This window comes from Massilia sp. HP4 (assembly GCF_005222695.1).
Lineage (GTDB): Bacteria > Pseudomonadota > Gammaproteobacteria > Burkholderiales > Burkholderiaceae_D > Telluria.
Window position 1 is genome coordinate 77,033 of sequence record NZ_STGG01000035.1, and the last position, 19,778, is coordinate 96,810.

The 19,778-nt window shown below is 66.4% G+C and carries 16 protein-coding genes; 1 reads left to right on the forward strand and 15 read right to left on the reverse strand.

The features are described 5' to 3' along the window. Positions 1-11: 11 nt before the first annotated feature. From E8M83_RS13095 to E8M83_RS13120, 6 genes are all read right to left on the reverse strand, one after another. Positions 12-257: a hypothetical protein gene (locus E8M83_RS13095; RefSeq protein WP_137173788.1), complete on the reverse strand. Its 246-nt coding sequence runs from the start codon at positions 255-257 to the stop codon at positions 12-14. A gap of 31 nt (positions 258-288) precedes the next feature. Then, positions 289-2,784, reverse strand: a complete 2,496-nt coding sequence (locus E8M83_RS13100; protein WP_137173789.1) for an adenosylcobalamin-dependent ribonucleoside-diphosphate reductase — start codon at positions 2,782-2,784, stop codon at positions 289-291. A 76-nt stretch (positions 2,785-2,860) separates the two neighbouring features. Continuing rightward, positions 2,861-3,259 carry a putative zinc-binding protein gene (locus E8M83_RS13105; RefSeq protein WP_137173790.1) on the reverse strand — a complete coding sequence of 133 codons (399 nt, stop codon included), beginning with the start codon at positions 3,257-3,259 and terminating at the stop codon, positions 2,861-2,863. A 9-nt stretch (positions 3,260-3,268) separates the two neighbouring features. Continuing rightward, the gene (locus E8M83_RS13110; RefSeq protein WP_229491513.1) at positions 3,269-3,772 is read right to left on the reverse strand and encodes an SCP2 domain-containing protein; all 504 of its coding nucleotides are present in this window, start codon (positions 3,770-3,772) and stop codon (positions 3,269-3,271) included. 6 nt (positions 3,773-3,778) lie between these two features. Next, a complete protein-coding gene (locus E8M83_RS13115; protein WP_137173791.1) occupies positions 3,779-4,666 on the reverse strand; it encodes a U32 family peptidase in 888 nt (295 codons plus the stop codon). Positions 4,667-4,682: 16 nt separating this feature from the next. After that, complete coding sequence (locus E8M83_RS13120) at positions 4,683-5,732, reverse strand: peptidase U32 family protein (RefSeq protein ID WP_137173792.1); 1,050 nt, start codon at positions 5,730-5,732, stop codon at positions 4,683-4,685. A 259-nt stretch (positions 5,733-5,991) separates the two neighbouring features. Here E8M83_RS13120 and E8M83_RS13125 point away from each other — a divergent pair, with 259 nt between their 5' ends. Beyond that, positions 5,992-8,265 (forward strand): nitric-oxide reductase large subunit, encoded by a 2,274-nt coding sequence (locus E8M83_RS13125; protein ID WP_137173793.1) that lies wholly within the window; start codon positions 5,992-5,994, stop codon positions 8,263-8,265. 9 nt (positions 8,266-8,274) lie between these two features. On the opposite strand, the gene E8M83_RS13130 is transcribed toward E8M83_RS13125, so the two are convergent. From E8M83_RS13130 to E8M83_RS13170, 9 genes are all read right to left on the reverse strand, one after another. Beyond that, positions 8,275-8,679, reverse strand: coding sequence for a ribonucleotide reductase subunit alpha (locus E8M83_RS13130; protein WP_137173794.1), 405 nt, complete (start codon positions 8,677-8,679; stop codon positions 8,275-8,277). Between the two features lie 43 nt (positions 8,680-8,722). Then, complete coding sequence (locus E8M83_RS13135) at positions 8,723-9,331, reverse strand: YitT family protein (RefSeq protein WP_170976792.1); 609 nt, start codon at positions 9,329-9,331, stop codon at positions 8,723-8,725. Positions 9,332-9,335: 4 nt separating this feature from the next. Continuing rightward, positions 9,336-10,088, reverse strand: coding sequence for a peptidylprolyl isomerase (locus E8M83_RS13140; RefSeq protein ID WP_137173795.1), 753 nt, complete (start codon positions 10,086-10,088; stop codon positions 9,336-9,338). Positions 10,089-10,100: 12 nt separating this feature from the next. Next, positions 10,101-10,784, reverse strand: coding sequence for a respiratory nitrate reductase subunit gamma (gene narI / locus E8M83_RS13145; RefSeq protein WP_137173796.1), 684 nt, complete (start codon positions 10,782-10,784; stop codon positions 10,101-10,103). 14 nt (positions 10,785-10,798) lie between these two features. Further along, on the reverse strand, positions 10,799-11,458 hold the full coding sequence (gene narJ / locus E8M83_RS13150; protein ID WP_137173797.1) for a nitrate reductase molybdenum cofactor assembly chaperone: 660 nt from the start codon (positions 11,456-11,458) through the stop codon (positions 10,799-10,801). Between the two features lie 8 nt (positions 11,459-11,466). Then, a complete protein-coding gene (gene narH / locus E8M83_RS13155) occupies positions 11,467-13,023 on the reverse strand; it encodes a nitrate reductase subunit beta (RefSeq protein ID WP_137173798.1) in 1,557 nt (518 codons plus the stop codon). A gap of 18 nt (positions 13,024-13,041) precedes the next feature. Then, positions 13,042-16,863, reverse strand: coding sequence for a nitrate reductase subunit alpha (locus E8M83_RS13160; RefSeq protein WP_137173799.1), 3,822 nt, complete (start codon positions 16,861-16,863; stop codon positions 13,042-13,044). A 130-nt stretch (positions 16,864-16,993) separates the two neighbouring features. Further along, positions 16,994-18,382, reverse strand: coding sequence for a NarK family nitrate/nitrite MFS transporter (locus tag E8M83_RS13165; RefSeq protein WP_137173800.1), 1,389 nt, complete (start codon positions 18,380-18,382; stop codon positions 16,994-16,996). A 33-nt stretch (positions 18,383-18,415) separates the two neighbouring features. Then, entirely contained in the window at positions 18,416-19,693 is a 1,278-nt protein-coding gene (locus E8M83_RS13170) for a nitrate/nitrite transporter (RefSeq protein ID WP_137173801.1), read from the reverse strand. Between the last annotated feature and the right edge of the window lie 85 nt (positions 19,694-19,778).

A 19,778-nucleotide genomic window follows, 5' to 3' on the forward strand; every position in this document is an offset into this window, starting at 1 on the left:
CTTATAGGGCGTCAGCCGCCGCCGCAGGCGCCGCAACAGCCGCTGGCGCGCGCCTGCCGCACGGGGAAGCCCGCGCGCGTGGCCGTGATGTCGATCTCGCGCGACGACGTCAGATCGCCGTCGTACAGCACCCTTACCTGGCTGGCGCCGGCATTCGCCTCGACCGCGTTCACGCCGGGTATCGCGCGCAGCCAGTAAAGGATGTGGTCGGCGCCGGGCTGGTCGAGCGCGGCGTCCAGTTGCAGGAGATGTTCCATGAATGTGTTCCTTCAAAGGTGAGGTGAGCGGTCAGCCGCAGCTGCCGATGTAGTGGCACTCGGCGCAGTGCGCGCAGCCGTCGACTTTCTGCAGGGCGCGGGCGCCGCATTCCGGGCACTTGGCGGCGGCGGTAGCCGCATGCGGCTCGGGCGCGGCTGCCTCGGCGGCGGGCGGCTGTGCCGGTTCGGCATGGCTGGCTGCGCGCGCGGCCAGCGCCCGGTCGAGTTGGTCGACCGGCACCTGGTTGCCCTGGGCGTCCAGGAAACCACGCCGTATCAGCATCCGCTGCAGCATGAAGGCAATCGCCGCCACCTCCGAGTCGTGATAGACCGGCACCTGTACGCCATCTTCGCGGGTCAGGTGGCCGCAGCGAACCGGTCCTTTTTCCCACACCACCTCGCGCATATCGGCCAGGGCCTTGGCCACCGGGCTGCCGGCGCGCGCCGCCAGCGACAGCAGGCGCATGGTCGAGGTGATCCACTGGTGGCCGTCGCTGCGCTGGTTGGCCGGCATGAAGAACTCGAACGGCCGCTCGATGGTGACCGGACGGTCTTCGTGCAGGCCCTCGACGCGCAGGAAGCTGATGGTCAGATACACTGCTTTCTTGCCTTCCTGGGTCGTGTATTCGACTTTCGAGGTCAGCGACTCCAGTTCGCCCAAGGGCCGCGATTCGAAGCGCTTGCGCAGTGGATCCGGTTCGGGCAGCGTGCTGCCTGGCGCAGCTTCGGACGCCGGCGCGGCCACGCTCAGCACGCTGCCGGTGACGCTGTTGGGGCGATAGGTGGCCAGGCCCTTCAGGCCGGCGCGCCAGGCTTCGGTGTACAGGTCCTTGAAGTCGGCGTAGGGATAGTCGGCCGGCACGTTGACGGTCTTCGAGATCGCGGTGTCGATATACGGCTGCACCGCTTCCATCATGCGCAGGTGATCCAGGGCCGGCATCTCGAGCGCGGTGACGAATTGCGGCGGCAGCGGCTCGCCTTCGTCGGCCTGCAGGCCCAGGTGGCGGTACAGGCGCCAGGCATGGTCGGCCACTTCATAGGTGCGGATGGTATCGTCCGGCATGCGCTTCCTGCGCTGGTAGACCCAGGAAAACGCCGGTTCGATGCCGTTCGAGGCATTGTCGGCGAAGGCCAGCGAGATGGTGCCGGTCGGCGCAATCGAGAGCAGGTGCGAATTGCGGATGCCGTGGCGCGCGATGTCCTCGCGCAGGGCGTCCGGCAGGCGTCCGACGAACTGGCCGGCCAGGTAGCGCTCGGCGTCGAACAGCGGGAACGGCCCTTTTTCGCGCGCCAGCGCGATCGAGGCCGCATAGGCGGCGTTGCGCAATTCGCGCGCGATGCAGGCCGCCATGGCGCGGCCTTCCGGCGCGTCGTAGCGCAGGCCGAGCATGACCAGGGCGCTGCCCAGGCCCATGAAGCCCAGGCCGATGCGGCGCTTGTTGGCGCCTTCCTCGGCCTGCTGCGGCAGCGGCCACTGGTTGGCGTCCAGCGCCAGGTCGAGCATGCGCACACCGATCGCTGCCACTTCGCGCATGGTGTCGAAGTCGAAGGCGGCGCCGGGCGTGAAGGGCTGGCTCACGAAGCAGGTCAGGTTGAGCGAACCCAGGTCGCAGCAGCCGTAGGGCGGCAGCGGCTGCTCGCCGCAGGGATTGGTGGCCGCCAGCCGCTCGCACCAGTACAGGTTGTTTTCCTGGTTCATGCGGTCGATGAACAGCACGCCCGGCTCTGCGTGGTCGTAGGTCGAGCCGATCACCTTGTCCCATAGCGCGCGCGCCGGCACGCTGCGATACACCCACAGGCCGTCGTCGCGCTGGAGAGATCCGGCGTCGATCGCGTCCTGGGCGGGTGGGGCGCGGTGCACCAGGTCGACCTGCTCGTCGGCCAGCACCGCCCCCATGAAGGCGTCGGTGACGCCGACCGACAGGTTGAAATTGCTGAAGGCGCCGCCGTCCTTGGCGGCGATGAAGCGCTCGATATCGGGATGGTCGATGCGCAGCACGCCCATCTGGGCGCCGCGACGGGCGCCGGCCGATTCGACCGTGCGGCAGGACGCGTCGAACACTTCCATGTACGACACCGGGCCGGAAGCGCGCGAGTGGGTGCCCTTGACCGCACTGCCGGCCGGGCGGATCGGGCTGAAATCGTAGCCGACGCCGCCGCCGCGGCGCATGGTCTCGGCGGCCTCGGCCACCGCCGTGTAGATGCCGGGCAGGCTGTCGTCCTCGCCGGTGATCGAGTCGCCCACCGGCTGCACGAAGCAGTTCATCAGGGTGGCCTTGATGCCCAGGCCAGCGGCGGAGTTGATGCGGCCGGCCGGCACGAAGCCGTGTTCCTGGGCCCACAGGAAGCGCCCCTCCATCTCGGCGCGCAGCGCCTGCGGCTCGTGGCTGGCCAGTGCATGCGCCACGCGGGCGCGCACTTCCTCGATCGTGGTTTCCAGGCCGCGCGCGTATTTTTCGCGCAGGACGTCGGTCGATACCTCTTGTGGAGGCATGGCGGTGGTAATCAAGTGGTCTTTGGCGTTCATCGGGTTCTACTGAGTGGGTGAAGTCTGGGTATCCATCCACTATCCGCGCTTCGCCCGTCCGGCGCCTTAAACCAATTCAAGAATCCTGGACCGCGCCCTGGCCTATGCTCTGCGCCAGCGCCCGGATATCCTGGGCGATGACCGCCGTCATCGTGCGCGCCTGGCCGGGGTCGACGTCATGGTGATACCGCTTCTTGACGCCGTGCTCGGCCAGCTGCCAGTGCAGGCTCGGTTCGATGCCGTGGCGCGCCAGGCAGCGGCGGGCGCACAGCAAGGGACAGCCGTCGATCACCGCCAGCGGACGGCCCGACCTGGCCAGCTTGAGGATCGGCTTGACGTCGCCGCCGATGCCGGCGATGCACGACATCTCGGCAACGCCCATGCGATCGAGTTCGAGGGCGACCTGGTTCGCGGTCTGGGCCGCGCTGGAGCAGCCCGAGCACGAATACACCACGGGGAAAGTTGTCTTGTCCATGCTGGTCTTTCAATGGGGACGGGGCGGTACGCCGGGGCGCCGCGCGGCCAGCGACGCCAGTACCCGGTGCGGCGCCAGCCAGGCGGGGTCGAACAGCGGGCCGTCGATCGCATCGAGCGTGTTCTTGACCATGAGCCCCAGCTCGGTGTCGCCTTCCATCAGCAGGCGGCGGCTGAAGAACAGGGTGTCCGGGTCTTCCTTGCGCGCCGCCAACTGGGCGAAGTCGTGCAGGCTGGCGCTGATGACGAGGTCGGGGGTATCGCCGCGCGCGGCCGGCTTGAAGGCGCTGCCGTTCCAGGCGAAGTCGAAGGCGATGCCGGCGTCCGGCGCGGCGAGGCGCAGGCGCTTGCCATGCAGGGCGGCGCGCACGTCGTCGGGCAAGTGGCGCAGCAGCGCCAGGTTGAGCGCGCTGGAGAAAAGCCGCGAGCCGGGAGCGGCCGGCAGCAGCGACAGCAAGCGCTTGACGGGGGCGGGCACGGGATGCGATTCAGGGTGCATGAGTGGAGCTTTCATATGTGGTCAGGCGGCGCACCGCTCGAGTCCGGGCCGGCCGTGCCAGAATCCATCGCAGGCCTGGTCCGGCATCAGGGGCGCCATGCGCGCGGCTGCTTCCACCGGCGCGATGGCGCCGTCCACGGCGCCGCGCACCAGGGCCAGGATGGCGGGCATCTGGGTCGACTGTGGGCTCAGGCGCAGCACGTCCACGCCCATCGCACGCATGTCGTCGACCTCGGCCACCAGGTTGTAGACCAGGGCCGACTGGGTCTGGATGCCGTTCAGGACCAGGAACGGCTGCTTCTCGCGGGTCTGCATCACCAGGCCGTCGGGATGCTCGATGCAGCTGAAGCGGCAATCGTCCTTGGGCAGGTTGCGCTGGCGCGCAGTGAAGCAGCGCGCCGAGTACGCCAGCGGCAGGCGGCCGTAGGCGAAGACCTCGGTCTCGAGGTTCGCGGGGCGCTCGGCCAGCAGCGCGGCCAGGCCGGTCCTGGACATCTCGAGCGGCATCGCCCAGCGCGTGGCGCCCAGGCGCGCCACGATGCCGAGCGACTGGGCGCTGTACAGGTTCAGGTGCGGCCCGGCCACGAAAGGCTGGCCGCTCATGCAGTGGACCGCGCCCATGTCGTTGGCTTCGACCAGGAAGCGGCCATTGGACGCCACGCGGCGCATCGTGCCGAGGTCGGAGTGGGATTCGATCAGCACCTGGGTCGACAGCACCACCTGCTTGCCGGCCTGCTGCAGCAGTTCGGCCAGGGCCAGCCAGTCGGGCAGGCGCAGCTCGTGGCGGCGCGAACAGACCGCTTCGCCGAGATAAACGATGTCGACCGGGCTGCCGGCCACCGCCTCATAGAACGCAAGGACGGTAGCGCGCGGCCAGTAGTACTGGATGGGGCCAAGGGAGATTTTCATGCGGTTTGCTCCAATCCTACTTCCAGGGGCGGTGGTAGGCGCCGAGCGTGTGCTGCTGGCCTTCGGCGACCTTGTCGAGTGCCGCCATCCAGGCCGGCTTGAGCGAGAAGCGCTGGCCGGCGAGAACGGTATCGATCGCCTCGCGCCAGACGCGCGTGACTTGCGCCACATAGGCCGGGCTGCGCTGGCGGCCCTCGATCTTGATGGCGCGCGCGCCAAGGGCGGCCAGCTTGGGCAGGATCTCGAGCGTGTTCAGGCTGGCCGGTTCCTCGACCGCGTAATAGGTTTCATCGCCGACGTCGAAGCGGCCCTTGCACAGGGTTGGATAGCCGGCATGCTCGCCCTCGCCGTAGCGGTCGATCAGCACCTCGTTCAGGCGTGCTTCGAGGCCCTTGGGCGTTTGCTGCCAGCGCACCGCCTTGGCCGGCGAGCAGACGCCGTGGGTATTGGGCGATTCGCCCGTCACATACGACGACAGCTGGCAGCGGCCCTCGACCATCACGCACAGGCTGCCGAAACCGAACACCTCGATCTCGACCGGGGTGCGTCCGATCAGGTGCTCGACCTGGCTCAGGGACAGCACGCGCGGCAGCACCGCGCGCGCGATGCCGAAGTGGCGGTGATAGAAATCGATGGCGTCCAGGTTGGTGGCCGAGCCCTGCACCGACAGGTGCAGGCGCAGGCCAGGATGCACGCGCGCCGCGTACTCCATCAGGCCGGGATCGGCCAGGATGACGGCGTCGATGCCGAAGTCGGCGGCGCGGTCGATGGCGGCGCGCCAGGCGTCCCAGCCGGCGGCCTGGGGATAGGTGTTCAGGGCCAGGAACACCTTGCGGCCGTGCTGGTGGGCGTAGTCTATCCCGGAGCGGATGGCGTCCTCGCCGAAATTCAGGCCGGCGAAGTTGCGGGCGTTGGTGGCGTCGCGAAAACCGAGGTAGACGCAGTCGGCGCCGTGGTCGACGGCGGCCTTGAGGGCGGGCAGGCTGCCGGCGGGGCAGACCAGTTCCATGGGGGGACGCGCCGACAAGGCGTCCGCGGTGGGGGTGTCGTTCGGGGTGGATGTCATGGGCAGCGGGAAGCTCCTTGGTAGCGTGCCCCGACTATAGCCACGGGCCCTGGCCGATGCATTGAACTGGTTCAAGTAAGCAAATGCGCTGCGGCGCAGCGGGATAGCAAGGGTGCCGCACAGAGCATGTGGGGTCGCACTTACTTGACCAGGCATAAGTTTTAAAGATACATACTATTTACATCTTAATTGGCGCGGGCCTAAGATTCGTCCCGGACGGCACGCACGCCTTCCACCTTTCAATCACAAGGACATCTTCATGCACGCCACACGCAAACTCTGGACATGGCTGGCCGTCATCTGCGTTCTCTCGTTTTCCGTACTCGGTTGGGTCGGTCGCGAAATCTACGTCACGGCGCCGCCGATTCCGCTCTCCGTCACCGACAGCCGCGCCGAGGTGATCTACTCAGGCCCGCAGATCCAGCATGGCCAGCAGGCCTGGCTCGCTGCCGGCGGCCAGCAGCTCGGCAGCGTCTGGGGCCACGGCAGCTATCTGGCGCCGGACTGGTCGGCCGACTGGCTGCACCGCGAAGCGCTGGCGATCCAGGACGGCCTGGCCCGGCGCGAGTTCGGCCGTCCCTACGCCGAACTCGACGCCCCCCTGCGCGGTCACGTCGACGCCTTCGTGCGCGAGGAGCTGCGCACCAATACCTACGACGCCGGGTCCAGGACCCTGCGGCTGTCGGAGGTGCGCGCCGCCGCCGTGCGCCAGGTGGCGCAGCACTACGCGGGCCTGTTCGGCAGCGACAGCCGCTTCGACGGCTTGCGCGAGCAGTACGCCATGAAAGCCGGTTCGCTGCCGCAGGCATCCGACCGGGCGGCGCTGACCGCCTTCTTCTTCTGGTCCTCGTGGTCGGCCGCCACCGACCGTCCCGGCGAATCGGGCCTGAGCTATACCAGCAACTGGCCGCACGAGCCGCTGGCCGGCAACACGCCCACCTCGGGCGCAGGCATCTGGTCGATCGCCAGCGTGATCCTGATGATCGCCGCGATTGCCGGCATGGTGTTCTTCCATGGCATGCACAAGGACGACAACGATCCACCCGTGCCCGACCGCGATCCGCTGGGCGGCATGCGCATCACGCCATCGATGCGCGCTACCCGCAAGTACTTCTTCGTGGTGATCGGACTGATTTTGGCCCAGGTGGGCATGGGCGTGATCACTGCCCATTATGCGGTCGAAGGGCAGAGTTTCTTCGGCATTCCGCTGGCCGAGGTACTCCCGTTCACGGTCAGCCGCACCATCCACACCCAGTTCGCCGTGCTGTGGATCGCCACCGCCTGGCTGGCGACCGGCCTGTATATCGCGCCGGCCATCTCGGGCCATGAGCCCAAATACCAGAAGCTGGGCGTGAACGTGCTGTTCTACGCGCTGCTGTTCATCGTGGTCGGGTCGACCGCCACCGGCTGGATCGGCACGATCAGCGCCGCCGGCACCGACTTCTCGTTCTGGATCGGCAACCAGGGGCTGGAATTTACCAGCATGGGCCGGGTGTGGCAGATCCTGCTGTTCATCGGGCTGATGTTCTGGGCCGGCCTGCTCGGTTGCGGCCTGTGGCCGGCGCTGCGCAAGCCGTCCGAGAGCCGCGGCCTGATCGCCATGGTGTTCCTGGCCGCGCTGTGCATCGGCGGCTTCTACGCCACCTCGCTGGCATGGGGCCGCGAGACCCATTACTCGATGGTCGAGTACTGGCGCTGGTGGCTGGTCCACCTGTGGGTGGAAGGCTTCTTCGAGGTATTCGCCACCGCCGTGATCGCGCTGCTGTTTACCCGCCTGGGCCTGATCGGCGCCGCCTCGGCCAATAGCGCGATCGTGCTCGAGACCATCGTATTCCTGTTCGGCGGCATTCTCGGCACCCTGCATCACCTGTATTTCACCGGCACCCCGACCTCGGTCATCGCGATCGGCGCGATGTTCTCGGCGCTCGAGGTCGTGCCGCTGTCGCTGATCGGCATCGAGGCCTACCGCAACTACCGGCGCTCGAAGGCGGCGCCATGGGTGCGCAACTACAAGTGGGCGATCCTGTGCTTCATCGCGGTCGGCTTCTGGAACACCGTCGGCGCCGGCCTGCTGGGCTTCTCGATCAATACCCCGATCGCGCTGTACTATATGCAGGGGCTGAACATGACCGCCGCCCACGGCCACGCCGCCCTGTTCGGGGTATACGGCATGCTGGGGATCGGCCTGATGCTGTTCTGCCTGCGCGGCCTCTGCGCCGGCCACGGCTGGTCCGATGCGCTGCTGCGCCCGACCTTCTGGCTGCTCAACGCCGGCCTGGCGGGGATGGTGTTCATGTCGCTGGTCCCGGCCGGCATCTACCAGGCCCATGCCAGCATCACCAGGGGCATGTGGTATGCGCGTTCGGCCGAGGTGGTGCACTCGCCGTTCATGGAGACGATGGTGTGGCTGCGGGTCCCGGGCGATATCGTGTTCGCGGCCGGCATCCTGTGCCTGTCGCTGTTCGCGCTGCGGCTGATGCGCGGCAAGCGCGATCGAGAGGCAAGCCCCGGCGCGCTGGGCGCCGAGGCCTGAGCCCGCGATCTACTGGAAACGCATCGCCGCGCCCTGCGGGTCGAAGGCGATGAAGCGCTCGATGGCGCCACGGTGCACGGCGTCGACCATCATGCGCAGCGCCCGCTCGATCTCTGACGCCGTCGGCGGCGCACCGTCCTGGCCGGCCAGGGCCGCGGCGAACGCCACATCCCAGGGCTGGCCGGTCTGGCGCGACTCCTGCGCCAGGGCGGCGAAATCGGCCAGCTCGTCGACGCCCTTGTCGACGCACATCACCGGCGTCAATGCGCCGCCCTGGCCGGCCTCGAAGCGCTTCTTCTGGCCTGGCGTATGGTTGTGCGGCAGTTCGCGCACGGCGAACAGGAACAGCAGCCGCTGCGGTTGGTCCTGGGTGCGGGCCGCGGCGAGGAAATCGGAAAAATTCGAGATGTGCATGATGAGGGATGAAATAGGTGAAGCCGGCGCATGGCGCGCCGGCTCATTGAGCGAGATAGCGCCCGGGCCGGTGATTGACGGCCAGGGTCAGGTTGAGCACCACGGCGCCGAGCAGCGACAGCAGCCAGGCGCCCGGTTCGACCACCGCCAGCGACAGCAGCAGGATCAGCAGATCGAGGCCCAGCTGCACCAGGCCGGCGCGCCAGCCGAAGCGTTCCTGCAGGTAGACGCACAGGATGTTGAAGCCGCCCAGGCTGGCGCGGTGCCGGAACAGCATCAGCAGGCCGACCCCGACCAGGATGCCGCCCATCAGCGCAGCGTACAGCGGATGCACGCTTTCCAGCCGCAGCATGCGCGGCAGGTATTCGGCGCACAGCGAGAACAGCAGCACCGCGCCGAGCGTCTTGAAGGTGAAGACGGGGCCGAGCCGGCGCAGCGAAAAGGCATAGAAGGGCAGGCTGAGGACGAAGAAGATCTGGCCGAAGCCGATGCCGCTGGCGTAGTGCAGCAGCAGGCACAGGCCGGCGACGCCGCCGGTTACCAGCCCGGCGGCGCCCATCAGGGCGATGCCGAGCGAGACCAGCATGGCGCCCGCGACCAGGGCCTGCAGGTCGTCGAGGATGCCGTGCGCCTGTGGGGCGGGGGCGGCCAAGGCGCTACTGCACCAGCGGCGAGGCCGCGCCTTCGAGCGTGACGCCCTGGACGTCGGCGCGGCCGACCAGCAGTTGCAGGTACTGGTGCACGCCGCGCTGCCAGGCCGCCGAGGTCAAATAGTCGGCGATCCGGTCGCGCGCGGCCTCGAACGGCAGCAGGCGGCCTTCGACCCGGCGCTGGACCTGCACGAGGTGCAGGCCGAAGCGGGTCTCGACCGGACGCTCGGCCAGCTGGCCCTGCGCCAGGCGGAACACGACATCGTCGAACTCCGGCACGCACTGGCCGCGCGCCAGCTGGCCCAGGTTGCCGCCGACGGCGCCCGACGGGCAGTTCGAGTACTGGCGCGCCAGCTCGTCGAAGCGCTCCGGCGCCGCCTTGAGCGCCGCCAGCACCGATTCGGCGGTCTCGCGCAGCAGTTCCAGCGGCGCGTTGGGCGTGACCTGGAACAGGATGTGGCGCGCCTCGACCAGCTCGCCGCTGGTGAATTGCTGCGGGTTGGCGGCGTAGAAGCGGGCGCAGGCGGCATCGTCGGCCTGCGGCACTTTCACCTCGCTCTCGAGCAGCGCTTCGATGCAGGTATCCTCATCCTCGCCCAGCATGCACAGGCCGAGGCGATCCGCCTCTTGCAGCAGCAGGGTGCGCAGCACCACTTCATGCACCGACTGCTTGAGCGGATTGTCGGCATGCTGGTGGTGCGCCAGCTCGCGTTCGATGACACGGTCGTCGATGTCGACGCCGTTGACCGAGAGTCCCATGATAATCGCTCCTTAGCGTGGACGGACCAGCTGGAAGGCGCGGCCCAGGTACGTCAGGGCGCCGAACCCGCTCCACACGTGCACCAGGCGGGTGAACGGGAAGATCACGAACAGCGACATGCCCATGAACAGGTGCAGCTTGAAGACGATCGGCGCCTCGGCCACATAGGACGCCGCATCGCCGCGGAAGGTCACGATGTGCTGGGCCCAGCGCATCAGGCTGACCATGGTCTCGCCATCGAGGTGGTCGAAGGAGGTGAAGATCGAGCCCAGGCCGAGCAGCAGGGTGCCCAGGATCCACAGCAGCACGACCTTGTCCTTGAAGGTGGTCACGCGGCGCAGGCGGTCGCTGGTGTATCGGCGCACCAGCAGCATGGTAAGGCCGACCAGGCAGATCAGCCCCATCACGCCGCCGCCGGCCATGGCGACGATCTGCTTGGTGCCGTGGGCGACGCCCATCGTGTCCCACACCCACACCGGGGTGAGCAGGCCGACGGCATGGCCGAACAAGAGGCCGATGATGCCGATGTGGAACAGCGCCGAGCCCCAGCGCAGGCTGCCGCGGTGCAGCACCTGGGTCGATTCGGACTTCCAGCTGTATTGCTCGCGGTCGAAGCGGATCAGGCTCCCGAGCAGGAAGATCGCCAGCGCGATATAGGGATAGATCCCGAAGAAGAATTGGTTCACGTAGTCCATGATGGGTCTCCTGTTCAGGCGGATGCCGGGGCGCGGCGTGCGCCTTGCGGATAGAAGTTGATCGGGTGCGCGCCGCCGGGTGCATGCTTGAGCAGCGGCTCGACGCCGTCGACGCCGGGGCCGAAGGTCTCGAGCGCCTCGTCCATGTCCTTGATCGGCGGCTCGCTCAATGCCTCGGCCTGCACCGGGCTCAGTTGCTCGAGCACGTCGAACACGCAGGCATAGACATTGCCGTTGGCGGCCAGCTTGCCCCCGATATGGGCCAGCACGTGCACGGCGTCGCCCAGCAGCGGGCCGGCCTTGTCCTCGCCCTCGAGCTGGGACAGGAATTCCAGGAACAGCGGCACGAAGTCGGGCAATTCGTCGCCCTCCATCTGCAGGCCGTGCTTCTCGTACTCTTCCATCAGGTCGACCATGGCCTGGCCGCGGTCGCGCGACTCGCCGTGGATATGCTCGAACAGGTGCAGCGAGTGCGAGGGCGTGCGGTCGAAGGTTTGCACGTAATACTGCTGCAGCGTGATCAGGTCTTCGCTCGCCAGGTGATTCAGCAGCGGCCGCAGGGCGGCGCGCATGCCGGGCCGGGCATCGAGGTGTCCTTGCATCTCGGGCAGCGCGGCGACCAGTTCGGGCTCGGGATAGAGCAGCAGGGCGGAAAGGATGCGGTAGTGTTGCATGATGACTCCTAGGCCTGCTCGGTTTCTTTTTTCTTGCGCGATTTCGGCATCGACATGAAGTGGGTCGAGCCCTGCTTCTTCTTGCCGAACAGCGAAGCGTCGCTGACCCCGTCCGAGCAGCCGTTGCCGAACGAGAAGCCGCACGAACCCTTGTCGTTGAAGCTGTCCTCGGCCATCTCCTTGTGGCTGCTGGGGATCACGAAGCGGTCTTCGTAGTTGGCGATCGCCATGATGTGGTACATGTCCTCGACCACGTCCTGGGTCAGGCCCACCTGGCCCAGCACCTTCAGGTCGGGCTGGCCATCCACGGTCTTGGCACGCATATAGGCGCGCATGGCCAGCATGCGGTCGAGCGCGTGGACGATCGGCGCTTCCTTGCCGGCGGTGAGCAGGTTGGCCAGGTAGCGCACCGGGATGCGCAGGCTGCGGGTATCGGGCAGGATGCCGTTCATGCCCATCTTGCCGCTCTCGGCCGCGGCCTGGATCGGCGACAGCGGCGGGATGTACCACACCATTGGCAGGGTGCGGTATTCGGGGTGCAGCGGGAAGGCGATCTTCCACTCGACCGCCATCTTGTACACCGGCGAGCGCCTGGCCGATTCGAGCCACGCGTCGGGGATGCCCTGGCGCCGCGCCTCGGCGATCACTTCGGGGTCATGCGGGTCGAGGAACAGGCCGAGCTGCGATTCGTACAGGTCCTGTTCGTCGGGCACCGAGGCGGCGGCCTCGATCTTGTCGGCGTCGTACAGCAGCACGCCCAGGTAGCGGATGCGGCCCACGCACGTCTCGGAGCACACGGTCGGCTGGCCGGCCTCGATGCGGGGATAGCAGAAGGTGCACTTCTCGGCCTTGCCCGACGACCAATTGTAGTAGATCTTCTTGTACGGGCAACCCGAGATGCACATGCGCCAACCGCGGCACTTGTCCTGGTCGATCAGCACGATGCCATCGTCCTCGCGCTTGTACACCGAGCCCGAAGGGCAAGAGGCCACGCACGCCGGGTTGAGGCAATGCTCGCACAGGCGCGGCAGGTACATCATGAAGGTGTTCTCGAAGGTCGAATACATCTCTTTCTGTACATTGTCGAACAGCTTGTCGCGGCTACGCTTGGCGAATTCGCCGCCCAGGTCATCTTCCCAATTCGGGCCCCACTCGATCTTGTCCATCTTCTTGCCGGTCAGGACCGACACCGGACGCGCGGTCGGTGGCGTCTCGGACAGCGGCGCGTTCTGCAGGCGTTCGTAGTCGTAGGTGAACGGCTCGTAGTATTCGTCGATTGCCGGCAGGTTTGGATTGGCAAAGATATTGGCCAGGATTTTCAGGCGCGAGCCCTGGCGCGGCTCGATCCTGCCCGCCGCGTTGCGTCGCCAGCCGCCATTCCACTTGTCCTGGTTTTCCCATTCCTTCGGATAACCGATGCCGGGCTTGGTTTCCACATTATTAAACCAGGCGTATTCCACGCCGTCGCGGCTGGTCCAGACGTTCTTGCAGGTCACCGAGCAGGTGTGGCAACCGATGCATTTGTCCAGGTTCAGCACCATCCCGATTTGTGCTCTGATCTTCATGTTTGACTCCTGTTATTCTCAAGCGCCCTTGGCGGCGGACGCCAGCGCTGGTTCCTGCGCCTGGCTGGACTTTGATGCGGCGGCGGCGTCCACGGCGCGCACTGCGCCGGCTGGCTTCTTGCCGCCCCGGACACCCGGGTCGCCATTCGGACGCGATTCGTCACGCGGGCCTTCCATCCATTCCACATCGCGCATCTTGCGCACCAGGACGAATTCGTCGCGGTTGGAACCGACCGTGCCGTAGTAGTTGAAGCCATACGACAGCTGGGCGTAGCCACCGATCATATGGGTCGGCTTGGTCACGGCGCGGGTCACCGAGTTGTGGATGCCGCCGCGCTTCTTCGAGGTTTCGGCGCCGGGCACGTTCACGATCTTTTCCTGGGCGTGGTACATCAGGGTCATGCCCTCGGGGACGCGCTGGCTCACCACGGCGCGCGCGGTCAGGGTGCCGTTCACGTTGAACACCTCGATCCAGTCGTTGTCCTCGATCCCCGCATTCCTGGCGTCGATCTCCGACAGCCATACGTGGGGGCCGCCGCGCGACAGGGTCAGCATCCGCATATTGTCCGAATAGGTCGAGTGGATGCCCCATTTCTGGTGCGGCGTGATGAAGTTCAGCGCGATCTCCTTGTTGCCGTTCGGGCGCGCATTGAGCAGCGCATCCGTGGTCTTGGTGTCGATCGCGGCCTTGTACACGCACAGCCCCTCGCCGAAGTCGCGCATCCAGGCATGGTCCTGGTAGAACTGCTGGCGGCCGGTGAGGGTGCGCCATGGGATCAGTTCATGCACATTGGTGTAGCAGGCGTTGTAGCTGACTTCCTCGCTTTCCAGGCCCGACCAGGTGGGCGAGGAGATGATCTTGCGCGGCTGCGCCTGGATGTCGCGGAAGCGAATGCTGTCATGCTCGCGCGGGATCGCCAGGTGGGTGTGATCGCGCCCGGTCATTTTCGACAGCGCATCCCAGGCCTTGACGGCGACGTGGCCATTGGTCTCGGGCGCCAGCGACAGGATCATCTCGGCGGCGTCGATCGCGGTGTCCAGGCGCGGCTGGCCTTTCGAGACGCCGTCGGCCAGCACGGTGCGGTTGATGCCGCGCAGGACCTCGACTTCGTGACCGGTCTTCCAGCCGATGCCCTTGCCGCCGTTGCCGACCTTCTCGAGCAGCGGACCGACCGAGGTGAACTTCTTATAGACGTCGCCGAAGTTGCGCTCGACCACGGTCATGCTGGGCATGGTCTTGCCGGGGATCGGCTCGCACTCGCCGGCGCGCCAGTCCTTCGGATCGAACGGTTGGCCCAGTTCGCCCGGGGTGTCGTGCATCAGCGGCGTGAGCACCAGGTCCTTGCGGGTGCCCAGGTGGGCGCCGCCGATCTCGGAAAACTTGGCGGCGATGCCTTTATAGATCTCCCAGTCCGACTTCGATTCCCACAGCGGCTGCACGGCTTCGGACAGCGGGTGGATGAAGGGGTGCATGTCCGAGGTGTTCAGGTCGTCCTTCTCGTACCAGGTGGCGGTCGGCAGTACGATGTCGCCGTACAGGCAGGTGGTCGACATGCGGAAATCGAGCACCACCAGGAGGTCGAGTTTTCCTTCGGCGGCCGGACGCACCTTGACGTCGCGCGGCTTGACGCAATCGTCCTCGTCGCTCATCAGGGCGTTCTGGGTGCCGAGCAGGTACTTGAGGAAGTATTCGTGGCCCTTGCCTGAGCTGCCCAGGATGTTGGAGCGCCACACGAACATATTGCGCGGGAAGTTCTTCGGATTGTCCGGATCGTCGCACGACAGGTTCAGCGTGCCGGCCTTGATCTGGTCGACGGCGTACTTGACCGGATCCTCGCCGGCGCGTTCGGCGGCTTGGACCACGTCCAGCGGATTGGTCTCGAGCTGCGGCGCCGACGGCAGCCAACCCATGCGCTCGGCCTTGGCGTTGTAGTCGAGCAGGGACATTTCGGCGCGTTCGCCGTCGGCGGTCGGGCACAGGATCTCGGACGTACTGAGCTTCTCGTGGCGCCACTGGCTGGTGTGGGCATAGAAGAACGAGGTCGAATTCATCTGGCGCGAAGGACGGTTCCAGTCCAGCGCGAAGGCGAGCGGGGTCCAGCCGGTCTGTGGACGCAGCTTTTCCTGGCCCACGTAATGCGACCAGCCGCCGCCGCTCTGGCCGATGCAGCCGCACATCATCAGCATATTGATGATGCCGCGGTAGGTCATGTCCATGTGATACCAGTGGTTCAGGGCGGCGCCCACGATCACCATCGACTTGCCGCGGGTGCGGTCGGCGTTGTCGGCGAACTCGCGCGCGACGGTGATGACGTCGGCCGCCTTGACGCCGGTATGCTTGACCTGCCAGGCCGGGGTGTAGGGCAGGTCGTCGTCGTAGCTCGTGGGGGTGTTGGGGCAGATGCCGCGGTCGACGCCGTAGTTGGCCATCGACAGGTCGAACACGGTGGTGACCAGGGCCTGGGTGCCGTCGGCCAGGGTGACCTTCCTGACCGGCACCTTGCGTTCCAGGAGATCCTCGGCATCCTTGCCGCCGAAATAGGGGAAGCCGACCGTGACGATATCGTCCTGACTGCCCAGCAGCGACAGCTGCGGATCGATGGCGGCGCGCGAGCTGCCGTCCTTCTGCTCCAGGTTCCACTTGCCGCTCTCGCCCCAGCGGAAGCCGATCGAGCCGCTCGGGGCCACGATCTTGCCGCTGGCCGCATCGAGCACCAGGGTTTTCCACTCGGGGTTATTGGTCTCGTCGAGATTGTTCGCCAGGTGCGAGGCGCGCAGGAAGTAGTCCGGCACCAGCAGGCCGTCTTTTTCCTTGAGCATGACCAGCATCGGGAAGTCGGTGTACTGCTTGGCGTACTCGTTGAAATACGCCGATTTACCCGTGGCGTGGTATTCCTTCATGATGACGTGGCCCATGGCCATCGCCAGCGCGGCGTCGGTGCCCTGCTTGGGGGCCAGCCAGATGTCGCCGAACTTGGCCATCTCGCCGAAGTCCGACGACACGGCCACGGTCTTGGTGCCCTTATAGCGCACCTCGGTATAGAAGTGGGCGTCCGGGGTGCGGGTCATCGGCACATTCGAGCCCCATACCATCAGGTAGGTCGAGTTGTACCAGTCGGCCGATTCCGGCACGTCGGTCTGCTCGCCCCAGACTTGCGGGCTGGCCGGCGGCAGGTCGCAGTACCAGTCATAGAAACTCATCGCCACGCCGCCGATCAGGCTCAGGTAGCGGGTGCCGGCGGCATAGCTCACCATCGACATGGCGGGGATCGGCGAGAAACCGATGATGCGGTCCGGGCCGAATTCGTCGATCGTGTAGGTGTTGGCGGCGGCGATCATCTCGTTGACCTCGTCCCATTTGGCGCGCACGAAGCCGCCCTGGCCGCGGATCGATTTATAGCTACGCGCACGCTCCGGATCCTGGCTGACCCAGGCCCAGGCCTCCACCGGAGCCATGGTCTTGCGCGCCTCGCGCCACAGCTGCATCAGGCGGCCGCGCACCATCGGGTGCTTGACGCGCTGGGCCGAATACACATACCACGAGTAGCTGGCGCCGCGCGGGCAGCCGCGCGGTTCGTGGTTGGGCAGGTCGGGACGGGTGCGAGGGTAGTCGGTCTGCTGGGTTTCCCAGGTGATCAGGCCGTTCTTGACATAGACCTTCCAGCTGCACGAACCGGTGCAGTTCACGCCATGCGTCGAGCGCACGATCTTGTCGTGCTGCCAGCGCTGGCGATAGGCGTTTTCCCAGGTACGGTCTTCCTCGACCACGGCGCCATGGCCGTTCGAGAAGGTTTGCTTCGGTTTGCCGAAAAAATTCAGGCGGTCCAGAAAGTGACTCATGATTTCTCCATTGGTGCGTACAGCCTGGAACCAGTGTAGGTTTGCGCTGCGACGCTGGGTATTCGCAGGAAGTCGGTCGGTGCCGTCGCATCGGGACTAGACCGACTAGTCCTTTCGATCTAATGACTGATTAGCAAGGCATCTCCGCGCCCTTGCGCGAGTAGTACCACCAGGTGATCGCGATGCAGGTCGCGTAGAAGCCGATGAAGCACCACAGCGCCGCGCCGGGGCTGCCGGTGAGGGCGATCGAGGTGCCGTAGCTCTTGGGGATGAAGAAGGCGCCGTAGGCCGCCACCGCCGAGGTGAAGCCCAGCACCGCGGCCGCTTCCTTGTTGGCGTTGACGATCGCCTGCTGCTGCACGGCCTCGGGTTTGCCCTTGGCGGCGCGCTGGTGCAGGCTCAGGAAGATCACCGGGATCATGCGGAAGGTCGAGGCGTTGCCGACGCCGGTGCAGGCGAACAGCACCATGAACATCCAGAAGAAGCCCCCGAAGTTGCCAACCCCTTGCCCTGCGTTGCCCTGCAGCGGCAGGAACTGCAGCACGCCGACGACCGCCGCGATCATGGCGACGAAAGTCCACAGCGTGACGACCGCACCGCCCAATTTATCCGAGATCCAGCCGCCGGCCACGCGCGCCAGGGCGCCGACCAGCGGGCCGAGGAAGGCGTACTGCAGCGGGTTCACGTCGGGGAACAGGGTCGTGGTCAGCAGCGGGAAGGCGGCCGAGTAGCCGATGAAGGAACCGAAGGTGCCGACATACAGCCAGCACATCAGCCAGTTGTGCTTGCGCTTGAAGATCACGGCCTGCTCGGCGAACGAAGCCTTGGCCGAGGCCAGGTCGTTCATGCCGAACCAGGCGGCCAGCGCGGTCAGGGCGATGAAGGGCACCCAGATGAAGCCGGCGTTCTGCAACCACATCTCCTTGACTACGCCAGCGCGGGTCCAGGTCTGCGGGTCGCCGCCGAAGACGGCGGCGGTGATCACCAGCGGCACCACGAACTGCACCGCCGACACGCCCAGGTTGCCCAGCCCGGCGTTCATGCCGAGGGCATAGCCTTTCTGCGCCTTGGGGAAGAAGAAGCTGATATTGGCCATCGACGAGGCGAAGTTGCCGCCGCCGAAGCCACACAGCAGGGCCAGCACCAGCATGGTCGGGTAGCCGGTGGCCGGGTCCTGCACGGCGTAGCCGATGCCGATCGCCGGCAGCAGCAGCGAGGCGGTGGATATCGCGGTCCATTTGCGCCCGCCGAAGATCGGCACCATGAAGGAATAGAAGATGCGCAAGGTGGCGCCCGACAGGCCGGGCACGGCGGCCAGCCAGAACAGCTGGTTGGTGCTGTAGGTGAAGCCGATGTTCGGCAGGTTGACCACCACCACGCTCCATACCATCCAGACCGCGAAGGCCAGCATCAGGGCCGGGATCGAGATCCAGAGGTTGCGGTTGGCCGTGGCCTTGCCCTGGCTTTGCCAGAATGCGGGAACCTCGGGCTCCCAGGTCGATATGAGGTAACGGCTCACGTTGTTCTCCTGATGGTTGTAATGGGGTTGGGCTCAGGCTGCGCGCTTGAGCGGCGCGGCCGCAGGCTGGTCCTGCTGGCCGGGCTTGAACGAGAAATGCATCCACACCAGCGAGACGCAGACGGTCCCGTAGAGCAGCATGAAGGAGCTGGAGCGGATGCCGGTGAGGTCGACCACGGCGCCGAACATGATCGGCAGGACGAAGCCACCGAGGCCACCGGCCAGGCCGACCACGCCCGAGACGGCGCCGATGTTGTCGGTGAAGTCGTCCGAGATGAACTTGAACACCGATGCCTTGCCGATGGCCATGGCGACGCCGACCACGAACAGCAGCACGGTAAACAGGACCGGGCCGAGGCCGATGTCCAGGCCCATGGCTCCTTCGACGGTCTGGATGGTCATGCTGGTCTGCGGATAGGACAGGATGAAGAAGCACACCCAGCACACCCACATCACCCACCAGGTGACTTTATAAGCGCCGTATTTATCGGAGATCCAGCCGCCCAGCGCGCGCAGCACGCCGCCCGGCAGCGAGAAGCAGGCAGCCAGCAGCGCGGCCAGCTTCAGGTCGAAGCCGTATTCGCCGACGTAGTACTTGGTCATCCACAAGGCGAGGGCCACGTAGCCGCCGAACACCACCGAGTAGTACTGGCAGTAGCGCCACACGCGCGGGTCTTTCAACACCTTCATCTGCTGGGCGAAGGTGACGCCGGTCGGGGCCTTGTGCGCAGGGTCCGAGTAAGAGAAGACCCAGAACAGCAGGGCGGTGCCCAGCATCAGGGCAGCGTAGGCATGGGGCAGCGCCTGCCAGCCCCAGGCCGCGATGATGGCCGGGGCCAGGAACTTGGTCAGGGCCGAGCCGGAGTTGCCTGCGCCGAACACGCCCATCGCGAAGCCGCGCCGCTCCTGCTTGAACCAGCGCGCCACGTAGGGCGTGCCGACCGAGAACGAGCCGCCGGCCAGGCCGACGAACAGGCCGCAGACGAGGAAGTGCCAGAATTCGGTGGCATAGCCGATCATCCAGATCGGCAGGATCGAGGCCAGCATCAGCAGGAAGAACACGATCCGGCCGCCATAGCGGTCGGTCCAGATCCCGAGCGGGACCCGGATCAGGGAGCCGGTGAGCACCGGGGTGGCGACCAGCAGGCCGAATTCGGTTTCATTCAGGCCGAGCTGGGTCTTGATCGGGATGCCCAGCACGGCGAACATCATCCAGACGGCAAAGCAGATCGTGAAGGCGAAGGTGCTGCTCACCAGGACGGCGAGGGGGCGCCGGTCTTGACGATGGGCGTGACGGTTATCGGTTCCCATGTTTTTCTCCTTGGGTGGTGGGACGGTTACCACCAAGGTTAGGGAATGCGGGCGTGCGCGGCCATTCGCCGGAGGGTGGCCGGCG